Origin of the sequence: Pseudomonas sp. QL9 (assembly GCF_041409665.1) — a bacterium.
GTDB classification, from domain to species: domain Bacteria; phylum Pseudomonadota; class Gammaproteobacteria; order Pseudomonadales; family Pseudomonadaceae; genus Pseudomonas; species Pseudomonas knackmussii.
Genome location: NZ_CP166971.1, coordinates 5,496,653 through 5,519,050 on the forward strand (window position 1 = coordinate 5,496,653; position 22,398 = coordinate 5,519,050).

At 66.6% G+C, this 22,398-nt stretch carries 21 protein-coding genes; 11 read left to right on the forward strand and 10 right to left on the reverse strand.

Annotated features, from left to right (window positions below; all coding sequences use genetic code 11):
* The first annotated feature begins 59 nt into the window (after positions 1 to 59).
* Positions 60 to 470: a hypothetical protein gene (locus ACA097_RS25585; protein ID WP_371366867.1), complete on the forward strand. Its 411-nt coding sequence runs from the start codon at positions 60 to 62 to the stop codon at positions 468 to 470.
* Positions 471 to 532: 62 nt separating this feature from the next.
* The gene (locus tag ACA097_RS25590) at positions 533 to 940 is read left to right on the forward strand and encodes a hypothetical protein (protein ID WP_371366869.1); all 408 of its coding nucleotides are present in this window, start codon (positions 533 to 535) and stop codon (positions 938 to 940) included.
* Positions 941 to 1,022: 82 nt separating this feature from the next.
* On the opposite strand, the gene ACA097_RS25595 is transcribed toward ACA097_RS25590, so the two are convergent.
* The 6 genes from ACA097_RS25595 to potE form a co-directional block, all read right to left on the reverse strand.
* Complete coding sequence (locus ACA097_RS25595) at positions 1,023 to 1,658, reverse strand: winged helix-turn-helix domain-containing protein (RefSeq protein WP_052355296.1); 636 nt, start codon at positions 1,656 to 1,658, stop codon at positions 1,023 to 1,025.
* A gap of 8 nt (positions 1,659 to 1,666) precedes the next feature.
* A complete protein-coding gene (locus ACA097_RS25600; RefSeq protein WP_371366871.1) occupies positions 1,667 to 3,046 on the reverse strand; it encodes a sensor histidine kinase in 1,380 nt (459 codons plus the stop codon).
* On the reverse strand, positions 3,024 to 3,707 hold the full coding sequence (locus tag ACA097_RS25605; protein ID WP_043252883.1) for a response regulator transcription factor: 684 nt from the start codon (positions 3,705 to 3,707) through the stop codon (positions 3,024 to 3,026). The genes ACA097_RS25600 and ACA097_RS25605 overlap by 23 nt, the downstream gene beginning before the upstream one ends.
* A gap of 126 nt (positions 3,708 to 3,833) precedes the next feature.
* Positions 3,834 to 5,150, reverse strand: a complete 1,317-nt coding sequence (locus ACA097_RS25610) for an OprD family porin (RefSeq protein ID WP_371370575.1) — start codon at positions 5,148 to 5,150, stop codon at positions 3,834 to 3,836.
* A 298-nt stretch (positions 5,151 to 5,448) separates the two neighbouring features.
* Entirely contained in the window at positions 5,449 to 6,345 is an 897-nt protein-coding gene (locus tag ACA097_RS25615; RefSeq protein ID WP_371366874.1) for an amino acid ABC transporter substrate-binding protein, read from the reverse strand.
* Positions 6,342 to 7,679: a putrescine-ornithine antiporter gene (gene potE / locus ACA097_RS25620; RefSeq protein ID WP_371366876.1), complete on the reverse strand. Its 1,338-nt coding sequence runs from the start codon at positions 7,677 to 7,679 to the stop codon at positions 6,342 to 6,344. Before potE ends, ACA097_RS25615 begins: the two co-directional genes overlap by 4 nt.
* A 312-nt stretch (positions 7,680 to 7,991) precedes the next feature.
* Between potE and ACA097_RS25625 the strand changes: the two genes are divergently transcribed.
* The 7 genes from ACA097_RS25625 to ACA097_RS25655 all read left to right on the forward strand — a co-directional run bounded on the left by ACA097_RS25625 (position 7,992) and on the right by ACA097_RS25655 (position 14,308).
* On the forward strand, positions 7,992 to 8,972 hold the full coding sequence (locus ACA097_RS25625) for a quinone oxidoreductase (RefSeq protein ID WP_371366878.1): 981 nt from the start codon (positions 7,992 to 7,994) through the stop codon (positions 8,970 to 8,972).
* Between the two features lie 11 nt (positions 8,973 to 8,983).
* On the forward strand, positions 8,984 to 9,832 hold the full coding sequence (locus tag ACA097_RS25630) for a TauD/TfdA dioxygenase family protein (RefSeq protein ID WP_371366880.1): 849 nt from the start codon (positions 8,984 to 8,986) through the stop codon (positions 9,830 to 9,832).
* A gap of 53 nt (positions 9,833 to 9,885) precedes the next feature.
* The gene (locus ACA097_RS25635) at positions 9,886 to 10,938 is read left to right on the forward strand and encodes a 3-keto-5-aminohexanoate cleavage protein (RefSeq protein WP_371366882.1); all 1,053 of its coding nucleotides are present in this window, start codon (positions 9,886 to 9,888) and stop codon (positions 10,936 to 10,938) included.
* An 88-nt stretch (positions 10,939 to 11,026) separates the two neighbouring features.
* Complete coding sequence (locus tag ACA097_RS25640; protein WP_371366884.1) at positions 11,027 to 12,310, forward strand: MFS transporter; 1,284 nt, start codon at positions 11,027 to 11,029, stop codon at positions 12,308 to 12,310.
* A complete protein-coding gene (locus ACA097_RS25645; RefSeq protein WP_371366886.1) occupies positions 12,304 to 12,969 on the forward strand; it encodes a DsbA family oxidoreductase in 666 nt (221 codons plus the stop codon). Before ACA097_RS25640 ends, ACA097_RS25645 begins: the two co-directional genes overlap by 7 nt.
* Positions 12,966 to 13,301, forward strand: coding sequence for a Rieske (2Fe-2S) protein (locus tag ACA097_RS25650; RefSeq protein WP_371366888.1), 336 nt, complete (start codon positions 12,966 to 12,968; stop codon positions 13,299 to 13,301). Before ACA097_RS25645 ends, ACA097_RS25650 begins: the two co-directional genes overlap by 4 nt.
* A complete protein-coding gene (locus ACA097_RS25655; protein ID WP_371366890.1) occupies positions 13,298 to 14,308 on the forward strand; it encodes a YeiH family protein in 1,011 nt (336 codons plus the stop codon). Before ACA097_RS25650 ends, ACA097_RS25655 begins: the two co-directional genes overlap by 4 nt.
* 147 nt (positions 14,309 to 14,455) lie before the next feature.
* Here ACA097_RS25655 and ACA097_RS25660 read toward each other — a convergent pair whose 3' ends face one another.
* The 4 genes from ACA097_RS25660 to ACA097_RS25675 all read right to left on the reverse strand — a co-directional run bounded on the left by ACA097_RS25660 (position 14,456) and on the right by ACA097_RS25675 (position 19,468).
* Positions 14,456 to 14,977, reverse strand: coding sequence for a DUF3304 domain-containing protein (locus ACA097_RS25660; protein WP_371366893.1), 522 nt, complete (start codon positions 14,975 to 14,977; stop codon positions 14,456 to 14,458).
* A gap of 37 nt (positions 14,978 to 15,014) precedes the next feature.
* On the reverse strand, positions 15,015 to 17,558 hold the full coding sequence (locus tag ACA097_RS25665) for a phospholipase effector Tle1 domain-containing protein (protein ID WP_371366895.1): 2,544 nt from the start codon (positions 17,556 to 17,558) through the stop codon (positions 15,015 to 15,017).
* Complete coding sequence (locus ACA097_RS25670; protein ID WP_371366897.1) at positions 17,546 to 18,157, reverse strand: DUF3304 domain-containing protein; 612 nt, start codon at positions 18,155 to 18,157, stop codon at positions 17,546 to 17,548. The genes ACA097_RS25665 and ACA097_RS25670 overlap by 13 nt, the downstream gene beginning before the upstream one ends.
* Before the next feature lie 297 nt (positions 18,158 to 18,454).
* The gene (locus ACA097_RS25675; protein WP_371366899.1) at positions 18,455 to 19,468 is read right to left on the reverse strand and encodes an AraC family transcriptional regulator; all 1,014 of its coding nucleotides are present in this window, start codon (positions 19,466 to 19,468) and stop codon (positions 18,455 to 18,457) included.
* 347 nt (positions 19,469 to 19,815) lie between these two features.
* Between ACA097_RS25675 and ACA097_RS25680 the strand changes: the two genes are divergently transcribed.
* A complete protein-coding gene (locus ACA097_RS25680) occupies positions 19,816 to 20,379 on the forward strand; it encodes an RBBP9/YdeN family alpha/beta hydrolase (RefSeq protein WP_371366902.1) in 564 nt (187 codons plus the stop codon).
* 131 nt (positions 20,380 to 20,510) lie between these two features.
* On the forward strand, positions 20,511 to 22,358 hold the full coding sequence (locus ACA097_RS25685; protein ID WP_371366904.1) for a DUF1302 domain-containing protein: 1,848 nt from the start codon (positions 20,511 to 20,513) through the stop codon (positions 22,356 to 22,358).
* The last annotated feature ends 40 nt before the right edge of the window (positions 22,359 to 22,398 follow it).

A 22,398-nucleotide genomic window follows, 5' to 3' on the forward strand; every position in this document is an offset into this window, starting at 1 on the left:
CCCGGCTCGCACCCTGCAGCTCATCCCGGCCGCCCTGGCGGTCCTGCAGAGGTGATGACATGTCCCGCAAGCTGATGCCTTCCCTGGCCCTGCTGTCCCTGCTCGGTTCCCTCGGCGCCTGCGCCGGGCGCGAACCGGCGCCCCGCCCAGACCTCGCCCGCGTCGACCTCGGCCAGGAGGCGCCCAACCAGCTCTACGCGGTGGCGCTGGACGGCCGTCCGGTCAAGGACCTGCGTTACTTCGATGTCGGTCCCGGCAGCCACCGCCTCGCCGTGGAACTGGACAAGAGCGGCGACGACTCCCCCGACCAGGGCCTGTGCAAGGCGAGCCTGGACTACCCCGGTTTCGTCGCCGGGCAGCACTACCGCCTGCGCGAAAGCACCCTGGGCAGTCGCCTGGTGGTGCGCCTGTACGGCGCCGACGGCCAGCCCCTGGACGATCCGCAGCCGCTGAGCTGTTTCCCCGGCTGATTTCCCCGAGCCATCCGCCAGAGGTGGCCCTTTCCACCAAGTCCCAACCCTGAGGTGATCCCATGTCCCGCGCTCGTTACCTGGCCATTCCGTTGCTGTCGCTGTTTGCCGTTCTTGCCGGCTGTGCCGGTCCCATGCCCAAGCCGAACCCCTCCGAAGCCTGGGTCAGCCTCCAGGAGGAGACCCCCGAGGTGCTGCTGGCCGAGAAACTCGATGGCCAGCGCCTGGACGACGGCCGCTTCTTCGAGGTGCCGCCGGGCGCCCACAGCCTGCAGGTGCAGCTTTACGACAACCAGGACAGCAACGCCTCGCAGTTGTGCGACGCGACCTTGAAGTACGACGGCTTCCAGGCCGGCGGCCATTACCGCCTGGAGGAAACCAGCCTGGGCCGGGAGTTCCGCGCCAAGCTGTATGACGGCCAGGGCCACAAGCTGGCCGAGACTGATCATTTCAGCTGCATGCCGAGTTGATGGTCAGGGTGCCGGGGTTGGCCTCTGCGCCAATGTCCGCAGCACTCACCTGCAGGAGCGAGCTTGCTCGCTCCTGCAGGGGCTAGCGTTCGCGCAATAGCAGTGGGCGGGTCAGGCGATAGCCCGATCCGCGCAGGGTTTCCAGCGAGTCGTCCAGGCCCAGCAGGGCCAGCTTGCGCCTTGCCCCGCCAACCAGGCGCTGCAGGCGGTGCGGGCCGGCTTCCTGGGTTTCTCCCCAGAGCCATTCCTCCAGCCTTTCCCGCGGCAGGACCCCGCCGTGCCTTGCCAGGGCTTCCAGCAGGCGTTGCTCGTCGCGGGTCAGCGTGACCTGGCGGGTACCCAGGCCCATCAGCGGGAAGCCCGGCGAGAGCCAGGGTGTTTCGTCCGCCGGTGGTTGGCCTTGCAGGCGCAGCAGGGCTTGCAGGCGCGCACGCAGCTCGCGGGGAGTGACCTCGGCGGGCAGGCACAGGTCGGCGCCGGCGCGCAGGCAGGCCACCGGGTCTGGATTGCCCAGTACCAGCAAGGCCGTACGCCCGCGCGGCGCGGCACACAGCGGCAATAGCCATGGGTCGTTGGCCGGCAGCTCCAGCACGGCCAGGCGAAACTGGCCGTCGGCCAGGCGTGGCGCGGCTTGGTCGGGGCGGACGTGGCTGCTGGCGAAAGCCAGCCCACGCAGGCGCGCGGGGGCGGGCTCCAGCGCTACGTAAAGGAGTGACATGCGCTCATTCAATCCAGCGGCGAGGTGCTGTGGCAGAGCACCCCGAAGTGTGCGCCGCCCAGCTCGCTGTCCTCGATGCGGTAGGCGAAGCCATGCAGGCTGAAGATCGCCGCGACTATGGACAGGCCCAGGCCGAAGCCGGCGGACTCCACCTCGCGGCCGCGGTAGAGACGGCGGAAAACCACCGTTCGTTCGGCCTTGGGCACGCCGGGGCCGGAGTCGAGCACGCTGATGTGGCACTGGCCGTCGTGGCATTCGCCGAGCAGGCGGATGCAGCCGCCTTCGGGAGTGAACTTGATGGCGTTGCTGAGCAGGTTGCCGAAGGCTTCGAAGAGCAGCGCGCGGTCGCCACGCAGCGCCGGCATGGCATCGACCCGAAGCTCCAGGCGTTGCCCGCGTTCCTCGGCCAGCGGCAGGTAGAAGTCGTGCAGTTCCTGCAGCAGCGGTGCAGCCTGCAGGGTTTCGAAGGATGCACGGCGGCGGTGGTCTTCCAGTTCGGAAATGCGCAGCAGCGCGCGGAAGCGCAGCATCAGCGAGTCGGTCTCGGCGATCAGCTCGTCGAGTTGCTCGGCCTGCTCGCCGTGGGCGTCCTGCTGCAAGTGATGCAGGCGCGTGCGCAGGTGGGTCAGCGGTGTGCGCAGGTCGTGGGCCACGCTGTCGCACACGCCCTTGACCTCCTGCATCAGCTGGACGATGCGGTCGAGCATGCCGTTGACGATGGCCGCCAGCATGTCCAGTTCGTCGCGTCGTGGCGACAGCGGCAGGCGTCGCTCCAGGTCGCCGGCGACTATCGCCTCGGCGCTGCGCTGGATCTGGCGGATGCGTTGCAGCGGCCGGCGGCGCAGCAGATGCCAGCCGACGATGCCGGGGATCAGCGTCAGGGAGAAGCCCCAGAGCAGGGCGTGGAAGATGATCCGGGTAACCGCGCTGAGTGAACCGTTGTCGCGCACCAGGACCAGTTGGCGGCCGTCTTCCAGGTAGATCAGCAGGGCGTCGCAGCTGCTCGTCACCTGGCTGCCCTCGACCAGCCGGTCGCAGCGTTTCAAACGGTGCACCTGGGCGTCGCGGCGCAGGTCGTTGGGGACGTGGTTGACCTTGCCGCTGATCGGCCGCCCGTCCCGGTCGAACAGGCCGTAGGCATCGTTGGCCCGTTCGTCGAAGCTCTGGCTGGTGCTCAGGGCTGCGTCCAGCTTGTCGCCCTCGAAGCGTGAGAACAGGTGCGCGCGGGAGATCAGCGAATGCGCCGAAAGGCTGTCCAGGTAGCTCGAGACTTCCCAGTAAAGGGTGCCCATCAGCAGGCAGCCCCAGGCGATGAAAAGGAAGCTGTACAGCGCCAGCAGCCGGCTGCTGGACGAGCGCCAGCCCCTAGAGGGGTTCGGCAAGGACATAGCCCGCTCCGCGCACGGTCTTGATCAGCGGCTCGAGGCCGGGCTGGTCGATCTTCCTGCGCAGCCGGCCGATGTGCACGTCGATCAGGTTGGTGCCGGGGTCGAAGTGGTAACCCCAGACCTCCTCGAAGATCATCATCCGCGACAGCACCTGGTTGGCGTTACGCATCATGAACTCGAGCAGCTTGTACTCGGTGGGCAGCAGGCTCAGCAGCAGGCCGTTGCGCCGTGCCTCGTGCTCGATCAGGTCAAGCTCCAGGTCGGCCACGCGCAGGACGGTCTCGCTGGCGCTGGCCTGTTGCTGGCGGCGCAGCAGCACTTCCACGCGGGCGGCCATCTCGTCGGGGGCGAAGGGCTTGGTCAGGTAGTCGTCGCCGCCAGCGCGCAGGCCGCGGATGCGCTCGTCGACGTCGGAGAGGGCACTGATCATCAGCACCGGGGTCATGATGCCGAGCGTGCGCAGGGTGGTGACGATGGCCAGGCCGTCGAGCTCGGGCAGCATGCGGTCGAGGGTGATGGCGTCGTAGCCGCCGCCGACCGCCTTGACCAGGCCTTCGCGGCCGTTGCGCACCCAGTCCACCTGCAGGCCGTGGCCGAGCAGCTCGGCACGGATCGCCTGGCCGGTGATTTCGTCGTCTTCGATGGTGAGGATGCGGCGCATGCGGGCTCCCGTCGTTCTCCAGGGGGCCGTATTCTGCAACGGAAGCCCTTAGCGCTTCCTTAAAAGATATTTCACGCAAAGGCCGCAGGACGGGCGATGGGGGGCCCGGCCCACGGCGCGGTGGCATCAGAAGATGTTCAGCGGGTACTCGGTGATCAGGCGGGTCTGCTCCAGGTGGCCGCCGGTGGAGGCGTCGCCGGCGTGCCAGGCTTCGCGCAGGCGGAAGCTGAGGTTCTTCGCCGGACCGCTCTGCACCACGTACTTGGCTTCGGCGTCGGTCTCGTGCTCGCGGTCGTCGCTGCCATAGGCGCCGTAGTAGGCAGAGTCGGCGTTCAGGTGGCTGCCGTCGATGCCGTAACCGCGGATGTGGCGGGCCATGAAGCTCAGGCCGGGCACGCCGAGGCTGCCCATGTCGAGGTCGTAGCGCACCTGCCAGGAGCGTTCGCCCGGACCGTTGAAGTCGGAGTACTGCACCGAGTCGGCGAGGTCGATGGAGTTACCGTAGCGGCCTGCGGCGTTGCCAGCGTCCATGCTGCCGAAGCCCATGTAGTCGAAGGGCTCGTCGCCATGCACCTTCTGGCCGGCGAGGGTGAAGGTGTGCGCGCCCAGGGTGTAGGCGGCGGCCAGCGAGTAGGCGGTGGTGTCGATCTGGCCGGCGCGGGCGCTGCCGCTGTCGAGGGTGCGGTAGAGGTTGAAGTCGAGGTTCAGCGACTGCTGGTCGGCCAGCGGCTGGGTGAAGTCGAGGTTGACGTAGCCCTGGTCCCAGATGTCCTGCAGCCGATCGGCATAGAAGCTCGCGTTGAACTGCTTGTTGAATTCGTACTTGGCGCCGGCATAGCTGGCCGCCGAGCTGCTGACCCCGGCGTAGCTGGCGAGCAGGTCGCCGTCGTGGCGTGTGGTGGTGTTGCCGGTGCCGGCGGTGAAGCGTCCGGCATCCAGGTTCAGGCCCTCGATCTCATGGCTCTGCAGGCGGAAGCCGGTGGCGGTCTGCGGCACCAGGTAGTTGTCGGCGGTGGCGAATACCGGGGCGTCAGGCTTCATGTCGCCGTAGGCCAGGGTGCTGTTGGAGATGCGCATCTTCACGTCGCCGCCGGCCTTGCCATAGGACTTCTGCGGCTCGCCGTCGCCGTCGAATGGCACGTTCGGCGAACCGGCGCGACCGGCGCCGCCGTCGAGCTTCAGGCCCAGGTAGCCGAAGGCGTCGATGCCGAAGCCGACCGTGCCCTGGGTGAAGCCGGAGCTGTAGTCGAGCATGAACGCCTGGCTCCAGTCGCGCTGGTGCGATCCGGGGCCGGTCTGGTGCCAGAACAGGTTGCGGCTGAGCAGGTTGAGGCTGCCGTCCTCGATGAAACCCTTGGCATCGGACTGGTCGCTGGCGCTGGCCAGGCCCGGCAGGCCCAGGGCCACCGACAGGGCCAGGGTGCTCAACTTCATTGGTTCCACTGAACGCTTCATCGAAAGGTATCCCCCACGCCGGGATCATGGGCCCGGCAAGAATTGTTGGTTGTGCTGCGCGGCAATGCCGGCCGGCTGCCATTAGGAAGGGCGGGGGAAGGGCGGACAAATGAATCCGGATGAAACTTTTTTCAGGTTCGCCGACGCCGGCGGCGGGCAAAAAAAATGACCGTCCCGCGAACGGGATCGGTCACCAAGGAGCGGCTTCACTATGGATCAGGCGGCGCTCCGTCGGGGTTAAAGATGTTTCATGCAGATTCATTGGCCAGTGGGCCCGACAGAGCCTTCAAGGCAGGCTGTACAGCCGCAGCAGCATCAGCTGCTGTTCGCTAGGCGCGCCGAAGTAGCGGGTGTACAGCGCCTGGCCCATTTCGCCGCGCAGGCTCTGGCTCAGTGCGCGGTCGACCAGAAGGCGGAAGTCGTCGTCGCCGCGGGCCAGGACCAGGCTGGCATGGGCCGCTTCGAACAGGCGGTCCGACACCCGCAGTTGCGCGCCGTCGGCCTGGCGGGTCTGGTAGTGCAGCAGCGACAGGCGATCGCCGAAGAAGGCATCGACCCGGCGGTTCAGCACCTGCTGCACGCCCTCGTCGTAGCTGCCGACCTCCACCAGGTTCGACTGCAGGCCCAGTTCGCGGGCGCGCTGCCGGACCCAGGTGGCGCCGAGGGTACCCTTGAGCACGGCGAAGGTGCGCTTGCTCAGGCCCTGGTTGACCGTCGCCCGCCAGGTCGGGCCACGCTCGCGCGGCGCACCTGAGAGGGCGTCACGCAGGTCCGCCGGAGCGTCGCTGCGCAGGATCGCGCCGATCCCGGCGGTGATCACCGGCAGCGAGAAGCTCACCGTCTCGCGGCGCTGCAAGGTTTCCACCAGCGGGCTGCAGAGCAGGTCGACCTGGCCGCCGCTGACCGCGTCCAGCGCCTGCGCCAGTTGCACCGGGCGATAGCGCGTCTGCAACTGGGCGAGGGCGGGGTCCTTGCGCAGTTCAGTGGCCACCGCCTGGCAGAGGTCGATGCCGTAGCCGCTGGCCTGCTTTTCATCGCCATCGGTGAAGGGCGCATCGCCGGCGATGAAGCCCAGCACCAGCTCATGGTTCGCGCGGATGCGCTCGAGGCTGCCGGCGGTGGCCGGCAGGGTGAACAACGCGCTCAGGCCAAGGGCCAGCAGGGTAGGGATGGTCCGCTTCATTGGGCCTCCGATGCGGCGGGGCGACGGGAGAGGATCTTCACGAAGCGCTTGGCGATGAAACCGAACAGCAGGTAGCCGACCACCATCACCATGGCCGCGCCGAACACCGCGTCCACACCCGAGGCATAGAGCGCGTAGAAGCAGTAGGCGGCGGCGATCAGCGCCACCAGTGTGTTGCGGCGGAACACGTCGAGGCCGACGTTGGCCTTGTACATGATCACCCAGAGCCCGGTGAGCGAGGTGATGTAGGGAATGATGTTGGTCACCGCCGCGAGGCTGACCAGCTTGGTGAACTGCGCGGTGGCGTTGGGCGAGATGGTCGAGAGGGCGATCAGGCTCTGCATCACGGCGCAGGTGATCAGGCCCGGGAGCGGCGCGCCGTGGCGGGTGACGCGGGTGAACAGGGGCGGGAAGAGCTTTTGCTGGGCGGTGACCCGCGCAGTCTCGGCCAGGGTGAACTGCCAACCCAGCAGCGAGCCGGTACAGGCGATCACCGCCAGCGCCATCACCACGTTGCCCACACCGTCGCTGAACAGGTGCGCATAGACCAGCGCGAAGGGTGCGCTGGAGTTGGCCAGCTCGGGGTTCGGCACTATGCCCTGGATGACGGTCGTGGAGAGCACGTAGACCACCGCCGCGCCAAGAGTGCCGAACAGGCAGGCGAGCGGCACGTTGCGCTTGGGGTTCTCCACGGCGTCGGAGTTCTGCGCCGCCGACTCCATGCCGAGGAAGGCCCAGAGGGTAAGCGGGATGCTGCTGCTGATGGCTTCGCCGACCGGCAGCTTGTTCGGGTTCCAGGCGGCGGCGAAGACCTGCGGGTCGAACCACAACCAGCCGATCAGGCCGAGCCCGGCCACCGGGATGATCACGCCCCAGACGGTGATCGAGCCGAGCCGCCCGGTGATGCTCGGGCCGCCGAAGTTGGCCAGGGTGGTCACCCAGATCAGCACCAGCGTGCCGATGAACAGCGGGATGGCGCCGCTGCCGAGCCAGGGCACGAAGGGCGTAAGGTAGCCCACCGCGGAGATGCTGATGGCGACGTTGCTGATCACCAGCGAGAGGAAATAGAGGTACGAACAGAGGAAGAACGCCGACTTGCCGTGGGCCTCTTCGCTGTACGCCGACATGCCGCCGGAGCGCGTGCAGTAGATGCCGCACTGGGCGAAGCAGTAGGCGATGGCCATGGAGCCGATCGCGGTGAATATCCAGGAGAGCAGCGACACGGCGCCCAGCTGGGCCATGCTCGAGGGCAGCATGATGATGCCCGAACCCATCATGTTGACCATCACCAGGGTCGTCAGCCCTGTGAGTCCCATCTTCCGTGTCGCCGCCATGCGCGTCTCCCGCTTCGGTCAGAAATGACTCGCCCGACGGTCAGGCATTTCGCCGCGGCCGGGCTGATCCAAGGATAGGCACAGCTCGATGCACCAGCCATCGAATCCCTTCTTTTCTAGCTACGCCTTTGCCTTGGCGACGCCTTGATCGCCGTCAATTTCCGCGCGTGGCGTCCCCTGTCATGAAATGAAAAGTCCCTGTCGTGCCATGAGAAGCGCCTGCCAGGCCGCATCCCTAGAGTCGTTTGCACAAGGGGAAATACCCCCCCAAACAAGTATCAAGAACAAGCATCCACACGGGAGACAGGGCACATGGCCAAGGCGGTTCGCTTCTACGAGGTCGGGGGACCTGAGGTTTTGCGTTACGAGGACGTCGAGGTCGGCGACCCGGGACCCGGACAGGCACGCCTGCGCCACGTGGCCGTCGGCTTGAACTACGCCGACACCTACTTCCGTAACGGCACCTATGCCGTGCCGCTGCCCAGCGGCATGGGCGTCGAGGCCGCCGGCGTGGTGGTTGCGGTGGGCGAGGGCGTTAGCAACGTCAAGCCCGGCGACCGCGTCACCTACACCGGCTTCGTCAACACCCTCGGCGCGTACAGCACCGAGCGCCTGGTACCGGCCGCGCCGCTGATCCGCCTGCCGGAGAACATCGCCTTCGAGACCGCCGCGGCCATGACCATGCGCGGCCTGACTTCCGCCTACCTGCTGCGTCGCATCCACGACTTCAAGCCGGGCGACAGCATCCTCCTGCACGCCGCTGCCGGCGGTGTCGGCCTGATCGTCTCGCAGTGGGCCAAGCTGCTCGGGCTGAACGTCATCGGCACCGTCTCCAGCGCGGCCAAGGCGGAGGTCGCCTACGCCCATGGCTGCAGCCATGTCATCAACTACAGCGAGGAAGACGTCGCCAAGCGCGTTCGCGAGCTGACCGATGGCCGTGGCGTCGACGTGGTATTCGACAGCGTCGGCAAGGACACCTTCATGGCCTCGCTGGACTCGCTCAAGCGCCGTGGCCTGATGGTCTGCGTCGGCACCGCTTCCGGCCCGATCCCGGCCTTCGATCCGGTGCTGCTGGCGATGAAGGGTTCGCTGTTCCTGACCCGCCCGGCACTGGCCGACTACATCGCCGACCCGGCCGAGAAGCAGGCGCTGCTCGACGAGCTGTTCGGCCATGTCGGCAACGGCGACATCCGCATCGAGATCAACCAGCACTACGCGCTGGAGGACGCCGTGCAGGCGCACCGCGATCTCGAATCCCGCAAGACCACCGGCTCGTCCATCTTCGTCATCTGAGGAGCGTCGCCATGCATGTAGAACAACTGACCTGCAGCATCGGTGCCGAACTCTCCGGCGTCAGCCTGGCCGACGCCGCCCACGACGAAGGCCTGTTCGCCGAGATCCGCCAGCTGCTGCTCACGCACAAGGTGCTGTTCCTGCGCGACCAGGACATCAGCCGCGCCGACCACGTGGCCTTCGCTCGCCGCTTCGGCGAGCTGGAGGACCACCCGGTGGCCGGCAGCGATCCGGAGCACCCGGGCCTGGTGCGTATCTACAAGAACCCCAACCAGCCCAACGACCGCTACGAGAACGCCTGGCACACCGATGCCACCTGGCGCGAAGTGCCGCCCATGGGCTGCGTGCTGCGCTGCGTGGAGTGCCCGCCGGTAGGCGGCGACACCATGTGGGCGAACATGGCCCTGGCCTACGAGAACCTGCCGACCGAGATCAAGGAGAAGATCGAAGGCCTGCGCGCCCGCCACAGCATCGAGGCGAGCTTCGGCGCGGCCATGCCGATCGAGAAGCGCCTGGCGCTGAAGGCCCAGTACCCGGACGCCGAGCATCCGGTGGTGCGCACCCACCCGGAAACCGGCGAGAAGGTGCTCTTCGTCAACGCCTTCACCACCCACTTCAGCAACTACCACACCGCCAAGAACGTGCGCTTCGGCCAGGACGCCAACCCGGGGGCGAGCGACCTGCTGCGCTACCTGGTCAGCCAGGTCTACATCCCCGAGTACCAGGTGCGCTGGCGCTGGAAGAAGAACAGCGTGGCGATCTGGGACAACCGCAGTACCCAGCACTACGCGGTAATGGACTACCCCCCCTGCGTCCGCCAGATGGAGCGCGCCGGGATCATCGGCGACAAGCCTTACTGAGCCGGGCCGCAAGCCCGCGCGTCGATCCAACAAGAACAATCCAGGAGACCGACATGCAATTCTTCGACGATTCGCTGCACCCCGAAAACCAGGAAAAAGTCGTCATCACCGTGGCCCCCTACGGCCCCGAGTGGATGCCGCAGGATTTCCCCGAAGACATCCCGGTGACCATGGACGAACAGGTCCAGAAGGCCGTGGATTGCTACGAAGCCGGCGCCACCGTGCTGCACCTGCACGTGCGTGAGCTGGACGGCACCGGTTCCAAGCGCCTGTCCAAGTTCAACGAGCTGATCGCCGGCGTCCGTGAAGCCGTGCCGGACATGATCATCCAGGTCGGCGGCTCGATCTCCTTCGCCCCGGAAAGCGAAGGCGAGGCGGCCAAGTGGCTGTCCGACGACACCCGCCACATGCTCGCCGAGCTGACCCCGAAACCCGACCAGGTCACGGTGGCCATCAACACCACCCAGATGAACATCATGGAACTCCTGTATCCGGAGTACCTGAAGGGCACCTCCCTGGAGCACCCGGCCTACCAGGCCGCGTACAGCGAGATGACCGTGCCGGCCGGCCCGGCCTGGGTCGAGGAGCACCTCAAGCGCCTGCAGGCCAACAATATCCAGCCGCACTTCCAGCTGACCGGCATGCATGCCCTGGAAACCCTCGAGCGCCTGGTGCGCAAGGGCGTCTACAAGGGCCCGCTGAACCTCACCTGGATCGGCATCGGCGGCGGCTTCGACGGCCCCAACCCGTTCAACTTCATGAACTTCGTGCACCGCGCGCCGGATGGCGCCTGCATCACCGCCGAGTCGCTGCTGAAGAACGTGCTGCCGTTCAACATGATGGCCATGGCGATGGGCCTGCACCCGCGCTGCGGCATCGAGGACACCATCATCGGCCAGCACGGCGAGCGCATGACCTCGGTCGAGCAGATCCAGCAGTGCGTGCGCGTCGCCCACGAGCTGGGCCGTGAAGTCGCCAGCGGCCAGGAAGCCCGCGCCATCTACAAGATCGGCGTGCAGTACAAGGACGTCGAGGAGACCCTGCGCATGAACGGCATGGCGCCCAACCGCCAGCCGGGCCAGAAGTCCGTCCCGCAACGCGCGTGACGAACTCCGGGCCGGGGTCTGCCAGTACCCCGGCCCGGCTTTAATTCCTATAAGAACAAGACACCCCCACGCCTGGAGAGGTAGCGCCATGGCCTTCCACACCGTCGCCACCGGCGATGTCCAAACCGCCGCGCCGAGCGTGACGCGCCGCTATGCCTGGGTCGTTTTCGCCCTGACCTTCGGCCTGCTGATTTCCGACTACATGTCGCGCCAGGTGCTCAACGCCGTATTCCCCCTGCTCAAGGACGAATGGGTCCTGAGCGACGCCCAGCTCGGCCTGCTCAGCGGCATAGTCGCGGTCATGGTCGGCCTGCTGACCTTCCCGCTCTCGCTGCTCGCCGACCGCATGGGGCGGGTGCGCAGCCTGGCCCTGATGGCCATGCTCTGGAGCCTCGCCACCCTCGGCTGCGCGCTGGCCGAGAACTTCCCGCAGATGTTCGCTGCGCGCTTCCTCGTCGGCGTCGGCGAGGCGGCCTATGGCAGCGTCGGCATCGCCGTGGTGATCTCCGTATTCCCGGCGCACATGCGCGCCACCCTGACCGGTGCCTTCATGGCCGGCGGCATGTTCGGCTCGGTGCTGGGCATGGCCCTGGGCGGTGTGCTCGCCGCGCACCTGGGCTGGCGCTGGGCCTTTGCCGGCATGGCGCTGTTCGGCCTGCTGCTGGCGCTGCTCTATCCGCTGGTGGTGCGCGAGAAGCGCATCGGCCAGGTGCGCGTCGCCCACCAAGGCGGCGGACACCCGCTGCGCAGCCTGTTCAACAGTCGCTCCGTGGTCGCCGCCTACGTGGGCAGCGGCCTGCAGCTGTTCGTCGGCGCTGCCGTGATGGTCTGGTTCCCCAGCTACCTGAACCGCTACTACCACATGGGCACCGACCAGGCCGGCGCGGTCTCGGCGATCATCGTCCTGGTCGGCGGCGCCGGCATGGTGCTCTGCGGCATCCTCAGTGACCGCCTCGGCCGCCAGGCGCCGCAACGCAAGATCGTCCTCGCCATCGCCTTCTGCGCCATCAGCTGCCTGCTGCTGTCGCTGGCCTTCCGCCTGCCGCCGGGCGCCGCGCAACTGAGCCTGATCGCCCTCGGCATGCTGGTCACCACCGGCACCTCGGGCCCGGCCGGCGCGATGGTCGCCAACCTCACCTACACCGCCGTGCACGGCACCGCCTTCGCCACCCTGACCCTGGCCAACAACCTGCTGGGCCTGGCCCCGGGGCCGCTGCTCACCGGTGTGCTGGCCGACCACCTAGGCCTGGACCGCGCCTTCCAGCTGATCCCGCTGATCAGCATCGCCGCCGCCCTGGTGTTCGCTTTCGCGCACCGTCACTACCACGCCGACATCAAGCGCCTGCGGGCGGAGGAGGCCACCCGATGCTGACCCTGAACCTGGAGATGACCTTCGACTTCATCTGCCCCTGGTGCCTGATCGGCAAACGCAATCTGGATACCGCGCTGCAGGCGTTGCGGCGCGAGCGCACGGACGTTGACGTGCGGATCAACTGGCTGGGCCTGCAGCTGCTGCCGCAGATTCCCCTGGAAGGCGAGCCCTTCGCCGAGTTCTACGTGCGCCGCCTGGGCGGCAAGCGTGCGGTGCGCGCACGCCAGACCGAAGTGCGCAACGCGGCGAAGAAAGCGGGCGTCGAGATCGACCTCGAACGCATCCGCACCATGCCCAACACCACCTATGCGCACCGCGTGTTCGCACGTGCTGCCCAGGTCGGTACCGAAGCACAACTGGAAACGCTGCTGGAGCAGATGTTCCGCGCGCACTTCGTGCTCGGCGACGACATCGGCCAGCGCGAGTCGCTGCGCCGCATCCTGCGCAGTTGCGGGTACATGGCGGCGGACTTCGAGGAAGCGCTGGCCGAAGGCGCCAGCTACTTCATCGGCCGCCGCGTCGGCCTGGCTGACTCCAGCGTGCCGCTGTTCATGCTCGACGGCCGGCCGTTCGCCCTGGGCGCGCAGCCGCCGGAAGTGTTGCTGACGTCGCTGTGTCGTGCGGTAGAGCGGCAGCGCCAGGCGGGGCAGGCGGCATGAGCGAACGCTTTGCCATCGCCGCCGAGCGGCTCCCCGAGCCGGGCGGACGCCGGCTGTTCCTGCGCGGCGAACGAGGCCTGCTGCTGTTCAACGTCGCCGGCGAGTTCTACGCCATCGACGACGGTTGCCCGCACAACGGCGCCTCGCTGTTCTCCGGCCAACTCCAGGGCCGCCTGCTGCAATGCCCGGCCCATGGCCTGCGCTTCGACCTGGCCAACGGCTGCGCCGCCGGCATCAAGGGCTTCGGCGTACGTCGCCACGCCATCGAATGGGATGGCACCACCTGCATCGTCGTAATCACCGATTCCGCGCCCCAGGAGATCTCCGCATGAGCGCCACTGCCATCACTGCGCTGGGCACGCGCAGCCGCACGCTGCTGCCCGGCTTCCTGGTCAGCGCCATGGTCGCCGCCGCGGCGACCTTCCTCTCCGAACACTACGGCGCACCGGTGATGCTCTTCGCGCTGCTGCTGGGCATGGCGCTGAACTTCCTCGCCGGCGACAGCGTGTGCAAGACGGGCATCGAGTTCACCGCCCGCGAAGTGCTGCGCCTGGGCGTGGCGCTGCTGGGCATCCGCATCACCCTCGGGCAGATCGCCGCCCTCGGCTGGCAGCCGGTGGTGATGGTGATAGTGCTGGTGGTCGTGACCATCCTGGTGTCCATCGCTGCCGCCCGTGCGATGGGCTTCAACAGCCTGTTCGGCCTGCTCTCCGGCGGCGCCACCGCCATCTGCGGCGCCTCGGCGGCACTCGCCCTGGCAGCGGCGCTGCCGGCCCACGAGAAGAAGGAAAAGGCCACGCTGTTCACCGTGCTCGGGGTGTCGGCGCTGTCGACCCTGGCGATGATCCTCTACCCGATGATCGCCCACGCTCTGGGGCTCTCACCGCTGCACGCCGGGATGTTCCTCGGCGGCACCATCCACGACGTCGCCCAGGTGGTCGGCGCCGGTTACGGCATGGGCCGCGAAACCGGCGACGTGGCCACGGTGGTCAAGCTGATGCGGGTAGCGATGCTGCTGCCGGTAATCCTCTGCGCAGCGATGATCACCCGCGCCCAGGGCGTCGAACCCGGCACCAAGCGCCCGCCGCTGCTCCCCTGGTTCGCCGTGGGCTTCGTGATCCTCGCCGCGCTCAACAGCACCGGCGTGATCCCCGAAGTGGTCCAGCAAACCGGCGGCAAGCTGTCGCAATGGTGCCTGGTCATCGCCATCGCCGCCCTGGGCATGAAGACCCAGCTGCGCGAGCTGGCGGCGGTGGGTATCAAGCCGATTTTGCTGATGGTGGGGGAGACGACTTTCCTGGTGCTGTTGGTGTTGGCGATGTTGCGCTGGGGGATGTAACGGCGGGGTGTTGCACTGATTGGAAGAGGCCGGCGCAGGGAGTACCTGCGCCGGCTTTTTTTCTGCACTGCCGAGCTTTAGTTTTTGTTGGCTTGCCAACTGCCTCCGGATTGCTAGTTGAATTCCCCGTCATCCATGGGAAGCCAGTTACTTCGCCGGACACGTCTTGGGCACCGGCAACCGCAGCGGGGTCTTGATCGGATATTCGGGCGCGCCGTAGGGGTAGCAGGAGGTGGTGATCTGCAACTGGTCGCAGGGCAGGAAGTGCACGGTGATGCCGCAGACCTTCTGGCCGGTGTAGTCCGGGACCGGGACTAGCTGGGTGTGTTGGCGTTTTTGCGCGTTCACTTTTCTCTTCCAAGCCTTGTACTTGTCCCAGTCAGCGAAACCTGGGAAATCGTCCGAGTATGCCGTCCCGGTTTCCCAGTCCACCCGCACCATCAGCCCAGGCCGCCATTGCGCAGGAGGTGCGTAGCCCCAGCCCCCGCCGCCACCCTGGAAGGCACCAATGATGTCGACGGCCGAATGGCCATCGACGCTGAAGTGGTTGATCGCCCACTGGGTGTGGTTGATCCCGTAGATGGTTCCGGCCTGGGCCGTGGCGGCGAGCCCGGCGGCGAGGCCGCCGAGTAGGGCCCGTAGCGCGCGGCAGCGAACGGTTGGAAACATACGATTCCCTCCTTGGGCGGGACGACAAAGGTGTGGATCAAGCCGGCACATCGGGCACCTCGCGGGTCTTGGCCTCATGGGCGGCCCACAGCTCGGCGATTTCCCGCTGGGCCTGGGCGATGCGTTGTTGGCGGATGGCCGGGCGTTGCTCGCGCACCAGGGTGCCGATGGCCTGGGTCGGCGCGCGTAGTTGCGCGGCGTCGTCGCGCATGGGCAGCGCCAGCCCCGTGGCCTTGTCCAGCACCGAGACCAACGCGGTCAGGTCTTTCGCCCCGTATTGAGTCGCGGCGCCGGCCAGGGCCAGGCGCTCGGCCGGGCTGCTGCGGCGGATCACATAGACCACGGACGCGCTGAGCGTCGCTGCGCCCACCACGCCGCCGGCCACGCTGAGCAGCGACAGCGGCTTGTTGCAGGCCTCGCCGAAATACACCATGCGTTCGCGGAAGTAGCTGGTCCACGGCTCGCGCGAACCCTTCAGGGCGTAGTGCAGGAACCAGGCGCGCGAGTCGTGCACCTGGTCGTCGAACAGCGCGCGCAGCAGGCCGCTTTGCAAGTGGGCGTTGCGGCTTTCATCCACCTGGCCGCGCTCGGTTTCGTTGTCATGGCAGCTGTATCCCGATCGGGGCGGGAACAGTTCCTTGACCAGGCGCTGGCCGGCTTTCTTCATGCGCTCGTACTCGACTTGTTCATCGTCGCTGTTGAGCAGGTAGATGGCAGTGGTCGGGATGCTGTCCAGCGCCCATTCGAAGGTGCCGGTGGGCGTGCGGCGGGTGCCGCGATAGTCCTCGCCGAACTCCTGGGCGGCCTGGCGCAGCTGGGTCTTGGCCATGTCCGGGTCGAAGTCCTTGGGCCCCGGTTCCAGCGGTTTGCTCGGGCGCCGCGGGTCGTCCTCCTGCTCCAGTTGGGCGAGCCGACGCTTCTCGACCTCGCGCTGTTCGTCGTTGCGCAAGGTTTCGGCCAGCTTGCGGACCTGCTCGTCGCTCTGGCTGTCGGTGGCCTCCTGGTAGAAGGAGCAGCCCTCCAGGCTCAGGAAGGCATAGCGGTCGATGCGCCAGGCGGTGATCCAGCCCATCTGCTCCTGCAGGGCCTTTTCCAGGCTGGTGGCGGCGCGGACCGGTTCGTAGTGGTTGGCCAGCGAATCGCGCAGGGGTTGCGGATCGGCGTGCAGGCCCAAGGTGACTTGGCGCCAGGCGTTGAAGCGGTCGACTAACTCTTGAGAGACGTCAAACTCTTGAAGTACATCAAGCTCCATCTTTCTCCAGCGATAATGTTGGAGCGAGTCTGGCAATTGCTCTTCCGGTACTTTCATGGGGGCGCCATGAGCAAGAGCATCGGCATACATGTCGTTAAGCGGAATTTGCGATAGCAGCAAGCTATCGCCATCCGTCTTGTCGTCGCTGTAGGCCTTGCCTTGGTCCCCCGGCGGATAACCCCCACCTAGGTCCGAATGCACACCGGGATACAGCACCTCAACCCCACAGGACGGGTAATGCCCATTGGTACGGCGAATGGAATCCAGGGGGAAACACAGGCGCTGTTCGTGGCTGGCTACAAGGTGCAGGCAGCGCTTGATCCAGCCGCCATAGCCGGCTTCATCGGGCAACTCCATGGTGCCGTCAGCCCAGCTCATATGGCCCTCAGCGACCGGGGCGATATGGGCAACGCCGACCGAAGCCACGGTGTCCAGCAAACCTAGGTACTCCACGCTCAACGGCAGCTTCTGCGTGCCGAGCAGCAGGCAGTGCTCGGCCGGCTGGTCCGGATCTGGTCGATGGAGGAATTGCGCCAGCCAGTTGACGAAGGCCCGCGCTGCGGCAGCGCCACGGGAGAAGCCGTAGACGTAGAGCTTGATGCCGAGCAGCTTCGAGGTGCCTGGTGTTGGCTGGGCCAGCGCGATACGCAGTCGTGGTGCCAGATCCGGCGCGTTCAGCAATCGTTCGAACACACGCCGGCGCAAGCTGGTGCCGCCCATGTCCAGGGCTGCCATCGGTGTGGTCATGGCGGCCACCGATTCCTTCAAGGTCGGCACATCCAGGCTGGGCAGATTGGCCATGCGCCGCAGGGCATCGACGATCATCAGCAGGCCCCAGTTGATGCGCTCCTCGCCATACAACGCCGTGGCCAGGCCAAGCCCGCTGAAGTCAAGGTCGCCGATCTCCGGGAACGGCGTGCCGACACCGGGCATGTAGTACTTGAAGAACTGATTGCTGCCCTCGTCCAAGCTGTCGGTCAGTCCCTGCGCCTGGCTACCGGTACTGGCGGTGCCACCGGCATAACCGGCACCAATGGTGGCGCGGAACAGTCGGCCGATATTGGTTGGGTGCTGTGGTTCAGCTACGAAGAGGTCGTTGTTCAGGTTGTTGCCGGTGCCGTCGAAGAACAGGCTGATATGCACGGTCTTGCAGCAGGGGCGCTCCACCCGACGCTGAGCTGTCTGGCACAGGGTGTCGTGGTAACCGACCTCCCAACTGTGCTGGAGCCGCAAGTTGTTCAGTACTTGCACCAGGTTGCGAGGTAAACGCCCCTTCAAGGGCTGTTGTGGTGGATACCAGAGCAGGTCGGCAAACATCATTTCGGGCATGAGGTCGGCTCCGGTAGGTGCAGCGGGGTCTTGATCGGGTACTCGGGAGCGCCATACGGGTAGCAGGAAGTGGTGACCTGCAGCTGGTCACAGGGCAGGAAGTGCACGGTAATTCCGCAGACTTTCTGCCCGGTGTAGTCAGGGACCGGGACTTCGTTACTGAGCTGCCGATCATTGGCCTTCATTTTCTTCAACCAGGCTTTGTACTTGACCCGATCATCAAACCCGGGAAAGCCCTTGGTGCTTGCTTCCCCTCGCTCCCAATCCACCTGCACCGTCATCCCCGGCCGCCATTGCGCCGGCGGCGAGTAACCCCAGCCACCCCCTCCGCCCTGATAAGGACCGATGATGTCGACGGCCGAATGCCCATCGACGCTGAAGTGGTTGATCGCCCACTGGGTGTGGTTGACCCCATAAATGGTTCCGGCCTGGGCCTCGGCAGCGAACAGGCAGGTGATGAGTCCGCAGATGATGGTGAGCCAGGGCGGCGCAGCAGTGGGCCGGGCGTCCTTGTCTCTATGTATGAAAGAGATTGGCAGCTTGCGCCGCGAGCAATCCCGAGACTGGTCTGTACTTTGTGGAGCTATGCGAAGTGGCATGGGGCCTCCGTGTGTGCGCTGGATGACACGAGCGACAGAGGTTTCGATGAGGTCCGGGCGAAACTGCCGAGGAGGGGCAGGGGACGCGAGGCGGAGATCAGGGGGAGTTGCCAGAACGGACGGGCCTGCTGTGCTCGAGGCCGGGGATGCTTTCAGGCGGGGAGGCGGGTGTCTTTCGGGTGGGTCTGAGGGGGTTGTACGAGATTTCTTATTCCCGACGAGGATTGACCTCGGGCGGGTTGAATAAGGTTCGCGAGCAAGCTCGCTCCTACGAAGAGCGGCTGCTCGCGTCGCGCCTTACTCCTGTTCCTTGCGCCCGTTCTCCCTTCGCCAGGCGGCGGGGGCCATGCCGAATTGCAGGGCGAACCAGCGGGTGAAGGAGCTGGGCATGGAGTAGCCGAGCAGGTCGGCTATGCGGCCTAGGGTGTAGCGGGGGTTTTCCAGGTAGCGCAGGACCAGTTCGCGGCGGACTTCGTTGATCAGGTCGGAGAAGGTCACGCCGTTGTCTTCCAGGCGGCGTTGCAGGGTGCGGACGTTGAGGCCTAGGGACTGGGCGATCTGTTCGATGGTCGCGCGGCCCATCGGCAGGAACAGGTAGATGGCCTTGCGCACTTCGTTGAGGGTGCTGCCGTCGCTGGCGCCGGGCAGCGAATCGACGAAGCTGCGCGCGTGGCGGACCATTGCCGGGTCGGCCAGCGGGTTGGGTGCGTCGAGCGCCAGCGCCGGGCAGACGATGCCGTTGAACTCGCTGCCGAACTCGATCTTGCAGGCGAACAGGCGGCGGTGCAGTTGCAGGTCGGCCGGGGCGTCGTGGGTGAAGTTCACGCTCAGCGGCCGCCAGTGTGCGCCGAGAAGGGCGCCGCAGAGGCGGTAGAGCACCCCGACGGCCAGTTCGATGCCCTGGCGCATGGGCATCGGCGGCACGGTGAGCAGCTCTTCGCGCAGGATCACCGTGCGGCCTTCTTCGTCGACGTACAGGGCCAGGGACTCGTTGATCAGGTGGCGGTACTGGACGATGGTGTCCAGCGCATCGCGCAGGGTCGCCTGGTGAGTGAGCAGCAGGCTGATCACGCCGAAGTCGGCGAGTTGCCGCGACTCGGCCATGCGCAGGCCGAAGGTGTCGCAGCCGCTGGCGCGCGCCGACTCTTCCAGCAGGCGCACCGCCGAGGCGGTGGGGATGCGCTGCTCGGGGTGTTCCAGCATCGACTGGCTCAGGCCGACCTGGCTGAGCATCAGCTGCGGATTGAGGCCCTGGTGGCGGGCCACTTCCAGGTAGTTGGTGAGGGCCGCGATACGAACCATTGGAGTCATGCAGATCGCCTTCTTCTTCTTGTTGGCCGGGAGGACCGTGTCGCGTATTGAAAAGCGCGGGGGCCGTGCATACCCGATTCCGGCTTGTGCCGAGACGACAGATTCTATCGATGGCCGCCTCGTGCGTGTTCGAAAGATTAGCCCAGGGCGGCTGCAATACCTTGTTCCAAATGCTCGCCAATGGCCGGAAAGCCAACAGTGGCAAGGCCTGCGCCAGGGCTGAAGGACGCGCCTGCCGGCGCCCCTGTCATCAATTGCGAAGTGCCTGACGCTCTATGCGAAGCACCACCCTCGGCTCGCCCGTACTGTCTTTCCAACATCTTCGAGAAGCCCTGCAAGGTGATCCGGTGAGCCCTAACAAAGACACGACCGTCCTCATTGTTCCCGGACTGCGCGAGCACGTCCCCGGACACTGGCAGACCCTGCTGGCGGCGCGCCTGCCGAACGTGCGTTCGGTGCCGCCGCTGACCGAGGACAAGCTCAGCCTCGACGCCCGCGTGGAAGCCATCCAGCGCGAGGTCGAGCAGATCGACGGGCCGCTGATCATGGTCGCCCACAGTGCCGGCGTGCTGATGGTGGTGCACTGGGCGGCGCGCTACGACCGCCCGGTCAAGGGTGCGCTGCTGGCCACCCCGCCGGATCTGGAAGCGACCTGGCCGGAAGGCTACCCGACCCCGGAAAGCCTGCGCGAGAACGGCTGGTCGCCGCTGCCGCAGCAGCGCCTGCCGTTCCCCAGCCTGGTGGCGGCCAGCGAGAACGATCACCTGGCCAGCCTCGCCGCGGTACAGCGCATGTCCCGCGCCTGGGGCGGCACGCTGGTGGAACTCGGTTGCGTCGGGCACCTGAACCCGGCTTCCGGGTTCGGCGACTGGCCGGGCGCCGATGCGCTGATCCAGCGCCTGGATCACTGATTCAACACGGTAAGACGGAGCCGGCGCCTGGCGCCGGCGACGGGTCGCGCTCGCCTTCAGGCGGGCCGACAGGGGCCGAACCCGGCCCTGGAGCAAGTCGATACAACAACAAGAAACCACGGAGCAACCCCATGCATCACGCGAAGTACCAACCGCGGCCGCTGCGCCGCTGCCTGCTGGCTTCGGCCATCGTCGCCGCCATCGGCAGTCCGCTGGCCCAGGCGGTGGAGATCGACACCGGCAACCCGGACATCAGCCTGCGCTTCGACAACACCGTGAAGCTCAGCTACGGGCAGCGCGTAGAAGGGCAGAACAGCAAGATCGCCCGCACCGCGAACGTCAACGACGGCGACCGCAACTTCGCCGTTGGCAGCGCGGTGACCCAGCGTTTCGACCTGCTCAGCGAGCTGGATTTCGTCTACCGCGAAAGCATGGGCTTCCGCGTCAGCGCCGCCGGCTGGTACGACCACGCCTACGACGATATCGACAGCAACAACCCGTTCCCGGGCCAGGCCGGCAACCAGGGGCACCTGGTCGGCGCCAACGGCAACATCATCGCCCCGCGCGGCGCCAAGCCGGCCACCCATGGCTCGAGCAACTTCGCCGATCGCTACTACAACGGTCCGTCCGGTGAAATCCTCGACGCCTTCATCTTCGGCAACCACGAAGTGGGCGACGGCATGCAGCTCAGCGGCAAGCTCGGCCGCCACACCGTGTACTGGGGCGAGACGCTGTTCAGCGCCGCCAACGGCATCAACTACGGCCAGTCGGCCCTGGACCTGGGCAAGCTCTACAACGTGCCCGGCACCGAGGCGAAAGAGCTGTTCATGCCGCGTAACCAGTTGTCGGCGTCGCTCACGGTCAACCCGGAGCTGACTCTGGGCGCGCAGTACTTCCTCGAGTTCCAGAACTCGCGCTTCCCCGAAGGCGGCACCTACATGGGCCCCTACGACATGCTCAACGACGGCGGCAACGTCTTCTGGCTGCCGGTGCCGGCGCTGAACGCCTTCTACGGCGCGCCGCGCGGCCATGACCACGAGCCGAGCAACACCGGCGACTTCGGCCTGATGGCCAAGTGGAGCCCGGAATGGCTCGACGGCACCCTCGGCTTCTACTACCGCAAGACTTCCGACACCCTGCCGGCGGTCCTGGTGGACGCGCCCAACCTGCAGAAACCCGGCCTGGCCGGCCTGCAGGGCATGAACTACATCACCGCCTATGCCGACGACATCGACATCTACGGCATCAGCCTGTCGAAGGAAGTCGGCCCGGTGAGCGTCGGCATGGACGTGAACTACCGCGAGAACATGCCGCTGGCGAGCAACTTCACCACCGTCAACCCGACCCTCTACAAGCTGGCCCAGGCCGGCCGGATCAATGGCGCCAACCTGATCGGCGAGCTGCCGAGCGACGGCGAAACCGGCCTGGCCCGCGGTCGCACCTTCCACGTGGTGCTCAACGGCCTGGTGACCTTCGGCGCCACCCCGCTGTGGGACGCCTCGTCGCTGGCGGTGGAGGGCACCCTGACGCACCTGGTGGACGTCACCGAGGGCGAGCAGACCTTCAAGGGCGACTCCACCTACCGCGGCGTCGACAAGGTCACGCCGAACGCCTACGCCATGTCGACCAACTTCACCCCGACCTGGTACCAGGCCTTCCCGGGCGTCGACCTGTCCATGCCGCTTTCCTACAACGTTGGCCTGCATGGCAACTCGGCGGTGCAGTTGGGCGGCAACGAAGATGCCGGCAGCTACTCGGTCGGCCTGGCCGCCGACTACCACCAGAAGTACCGCTTCGACCTCAAGTACGTCGATGCCTTCGGTCCCTTCGATACCTGCAAGACCGGACGCGACAACAACACCCCGGGCGCCAACGGCCAGTACCAGTGCATTCCCGGACAGATCACCTCCCAGGGAGGCCTCGCGCCTCTGCTGAAGGATCGCGGCATGGTGACCGCCTCGTTCAAGGCGACCTTCTGACTTACCTGACGCTCCCGACCCGGAGCAGGAGAGCAACACG

Coding starts and splice junctions, on each gene's coding strand:
- ACA097_RS25585 (WP_371366867.1), top strand. CDS start 60: ATGTCCCGCAAGCTGATGCCTTCCCTGGCCCTGCTGTCCCTGCTCGGT.
- ACA097_RS25590 (WP_371366869.1), top strand. CDS start 533: ATGTCCCGCGCTCGTTACCTGGCCATTCCGTTGCTGTCGCTGTTTGCC.
- ACA097_RS25595 (WP_052355296.1), bottom strand. CDS start 1,658: ATGTCACTCCTTTACGTAGCGCTGGAGCCCGCCCCCGCGCGCCTGCGT.
- ACA097_RS25600 (WP_371366871.1), bottom strand. CDS start 3,046: ATGTCCTTGCCGAACCCCTCTAGGGGCTGGCGCTCGTCCAGCAGCCGG.
- ACA097_RS25605 (WP_043252883.1), bottom strand. CDS start 3,707: ATGCGCCGCATCCTCACCATCGAAGACGACGAAATCACCGGCCAGGCG.
- ACA097_RS25615 (WP_371366874.1), bottom strand. CDS start 6,345: ATGAAGCGGACCATCCCTACCCTGCTGGCCCTTGGCCTGAGCGCGTTG.
- potE (WP_371366876.1), bottom strand. CDS start 7,679: ATGGCGGCGACACGGAAGATGGGACTCACAGGGCTGACGACCCTGGTG.
- ACA097_RS25625 (WP_371366878.1), top strand. CDS start 7,992: ATGGCCAAGGCGGTTCGCTTCTACGAGGTCGGGGGACCTGAGGTTTTG.
- ACA097_RS25630 (WP_371366880.1), top strand. CDS start 8,984: ATGCATGTAGAACAACTGACCTGCAGCATCGGTGCCGAACTCTCCGGC.
- ACA097_RS25635 (WP_371366882.1), top strand. CDS start 9,886: ATGCAATTCTTCGACGATTCGCTGCACCCCGAAAACCAGGAAAAAGTC.
- ACA097_RS25640 (WP_371366884.1), top strand. CDS start 11,027: ATGGCCTTCCACACCGTCGCCACCGGCGATGTCCAAACCGCCGCGCCG.
- ACA097_RS25645 (WP_371366886.1), top strand. CDS start 12,304: ATGCTGACCCTGAACCTGGAGATGACCTTCGACTTCATCTGCCCCTGG.
- ACA097_RS25650 (WP_371366888.1), top strand. CDS start 12,966: ATGAGCGAACGCTTTGCCATCGCCGCCGAGCGGCTCCCCGAGCCGGGC.
- ACA097_RS25655 (WP_371366890.1), top strand. CDS start 13,298: ATGAGCGCCACTGCCATCACTGCGCTGGGCACGCGCAGCCGCACGCTG.
- ACA097_RS25660 (WP_371366893.1), bottom strand. CDS start 14,977: ATGTTTCCAACCGTTCGCTGCCGCGCGCTACGGGCCCTACTCGGCGGC.
- ACA097_RS25665 (WP_371366895.1), bottom strand. CDS start 17,558: ATGCCCGAAATGATGTTTGCCGACCTGCTCTGGTATCCACCACAACAG.
- ACA097_RS25670 (WP_371366897.1), bottom strand. CDS start 18,157: ATGCCACTTCGCATAGCTCCACAAAGTACAGACCAGTCTCGGGATTGC.
- ACA097_RS25675 (WP_371366899.1), bottom strand. CDS start 19,468: ATGACTCCAATGGTTCGTATCGCGGCCCTCACCAACTACCTGGAAGTG.
- ACA097_RS25685 (WP_371366904.1), top strand. CDS start 20,511: ATGCATCACGCGAAGTACCAACCGCGGCCGCTGCGCCGCTGCCTGCTG.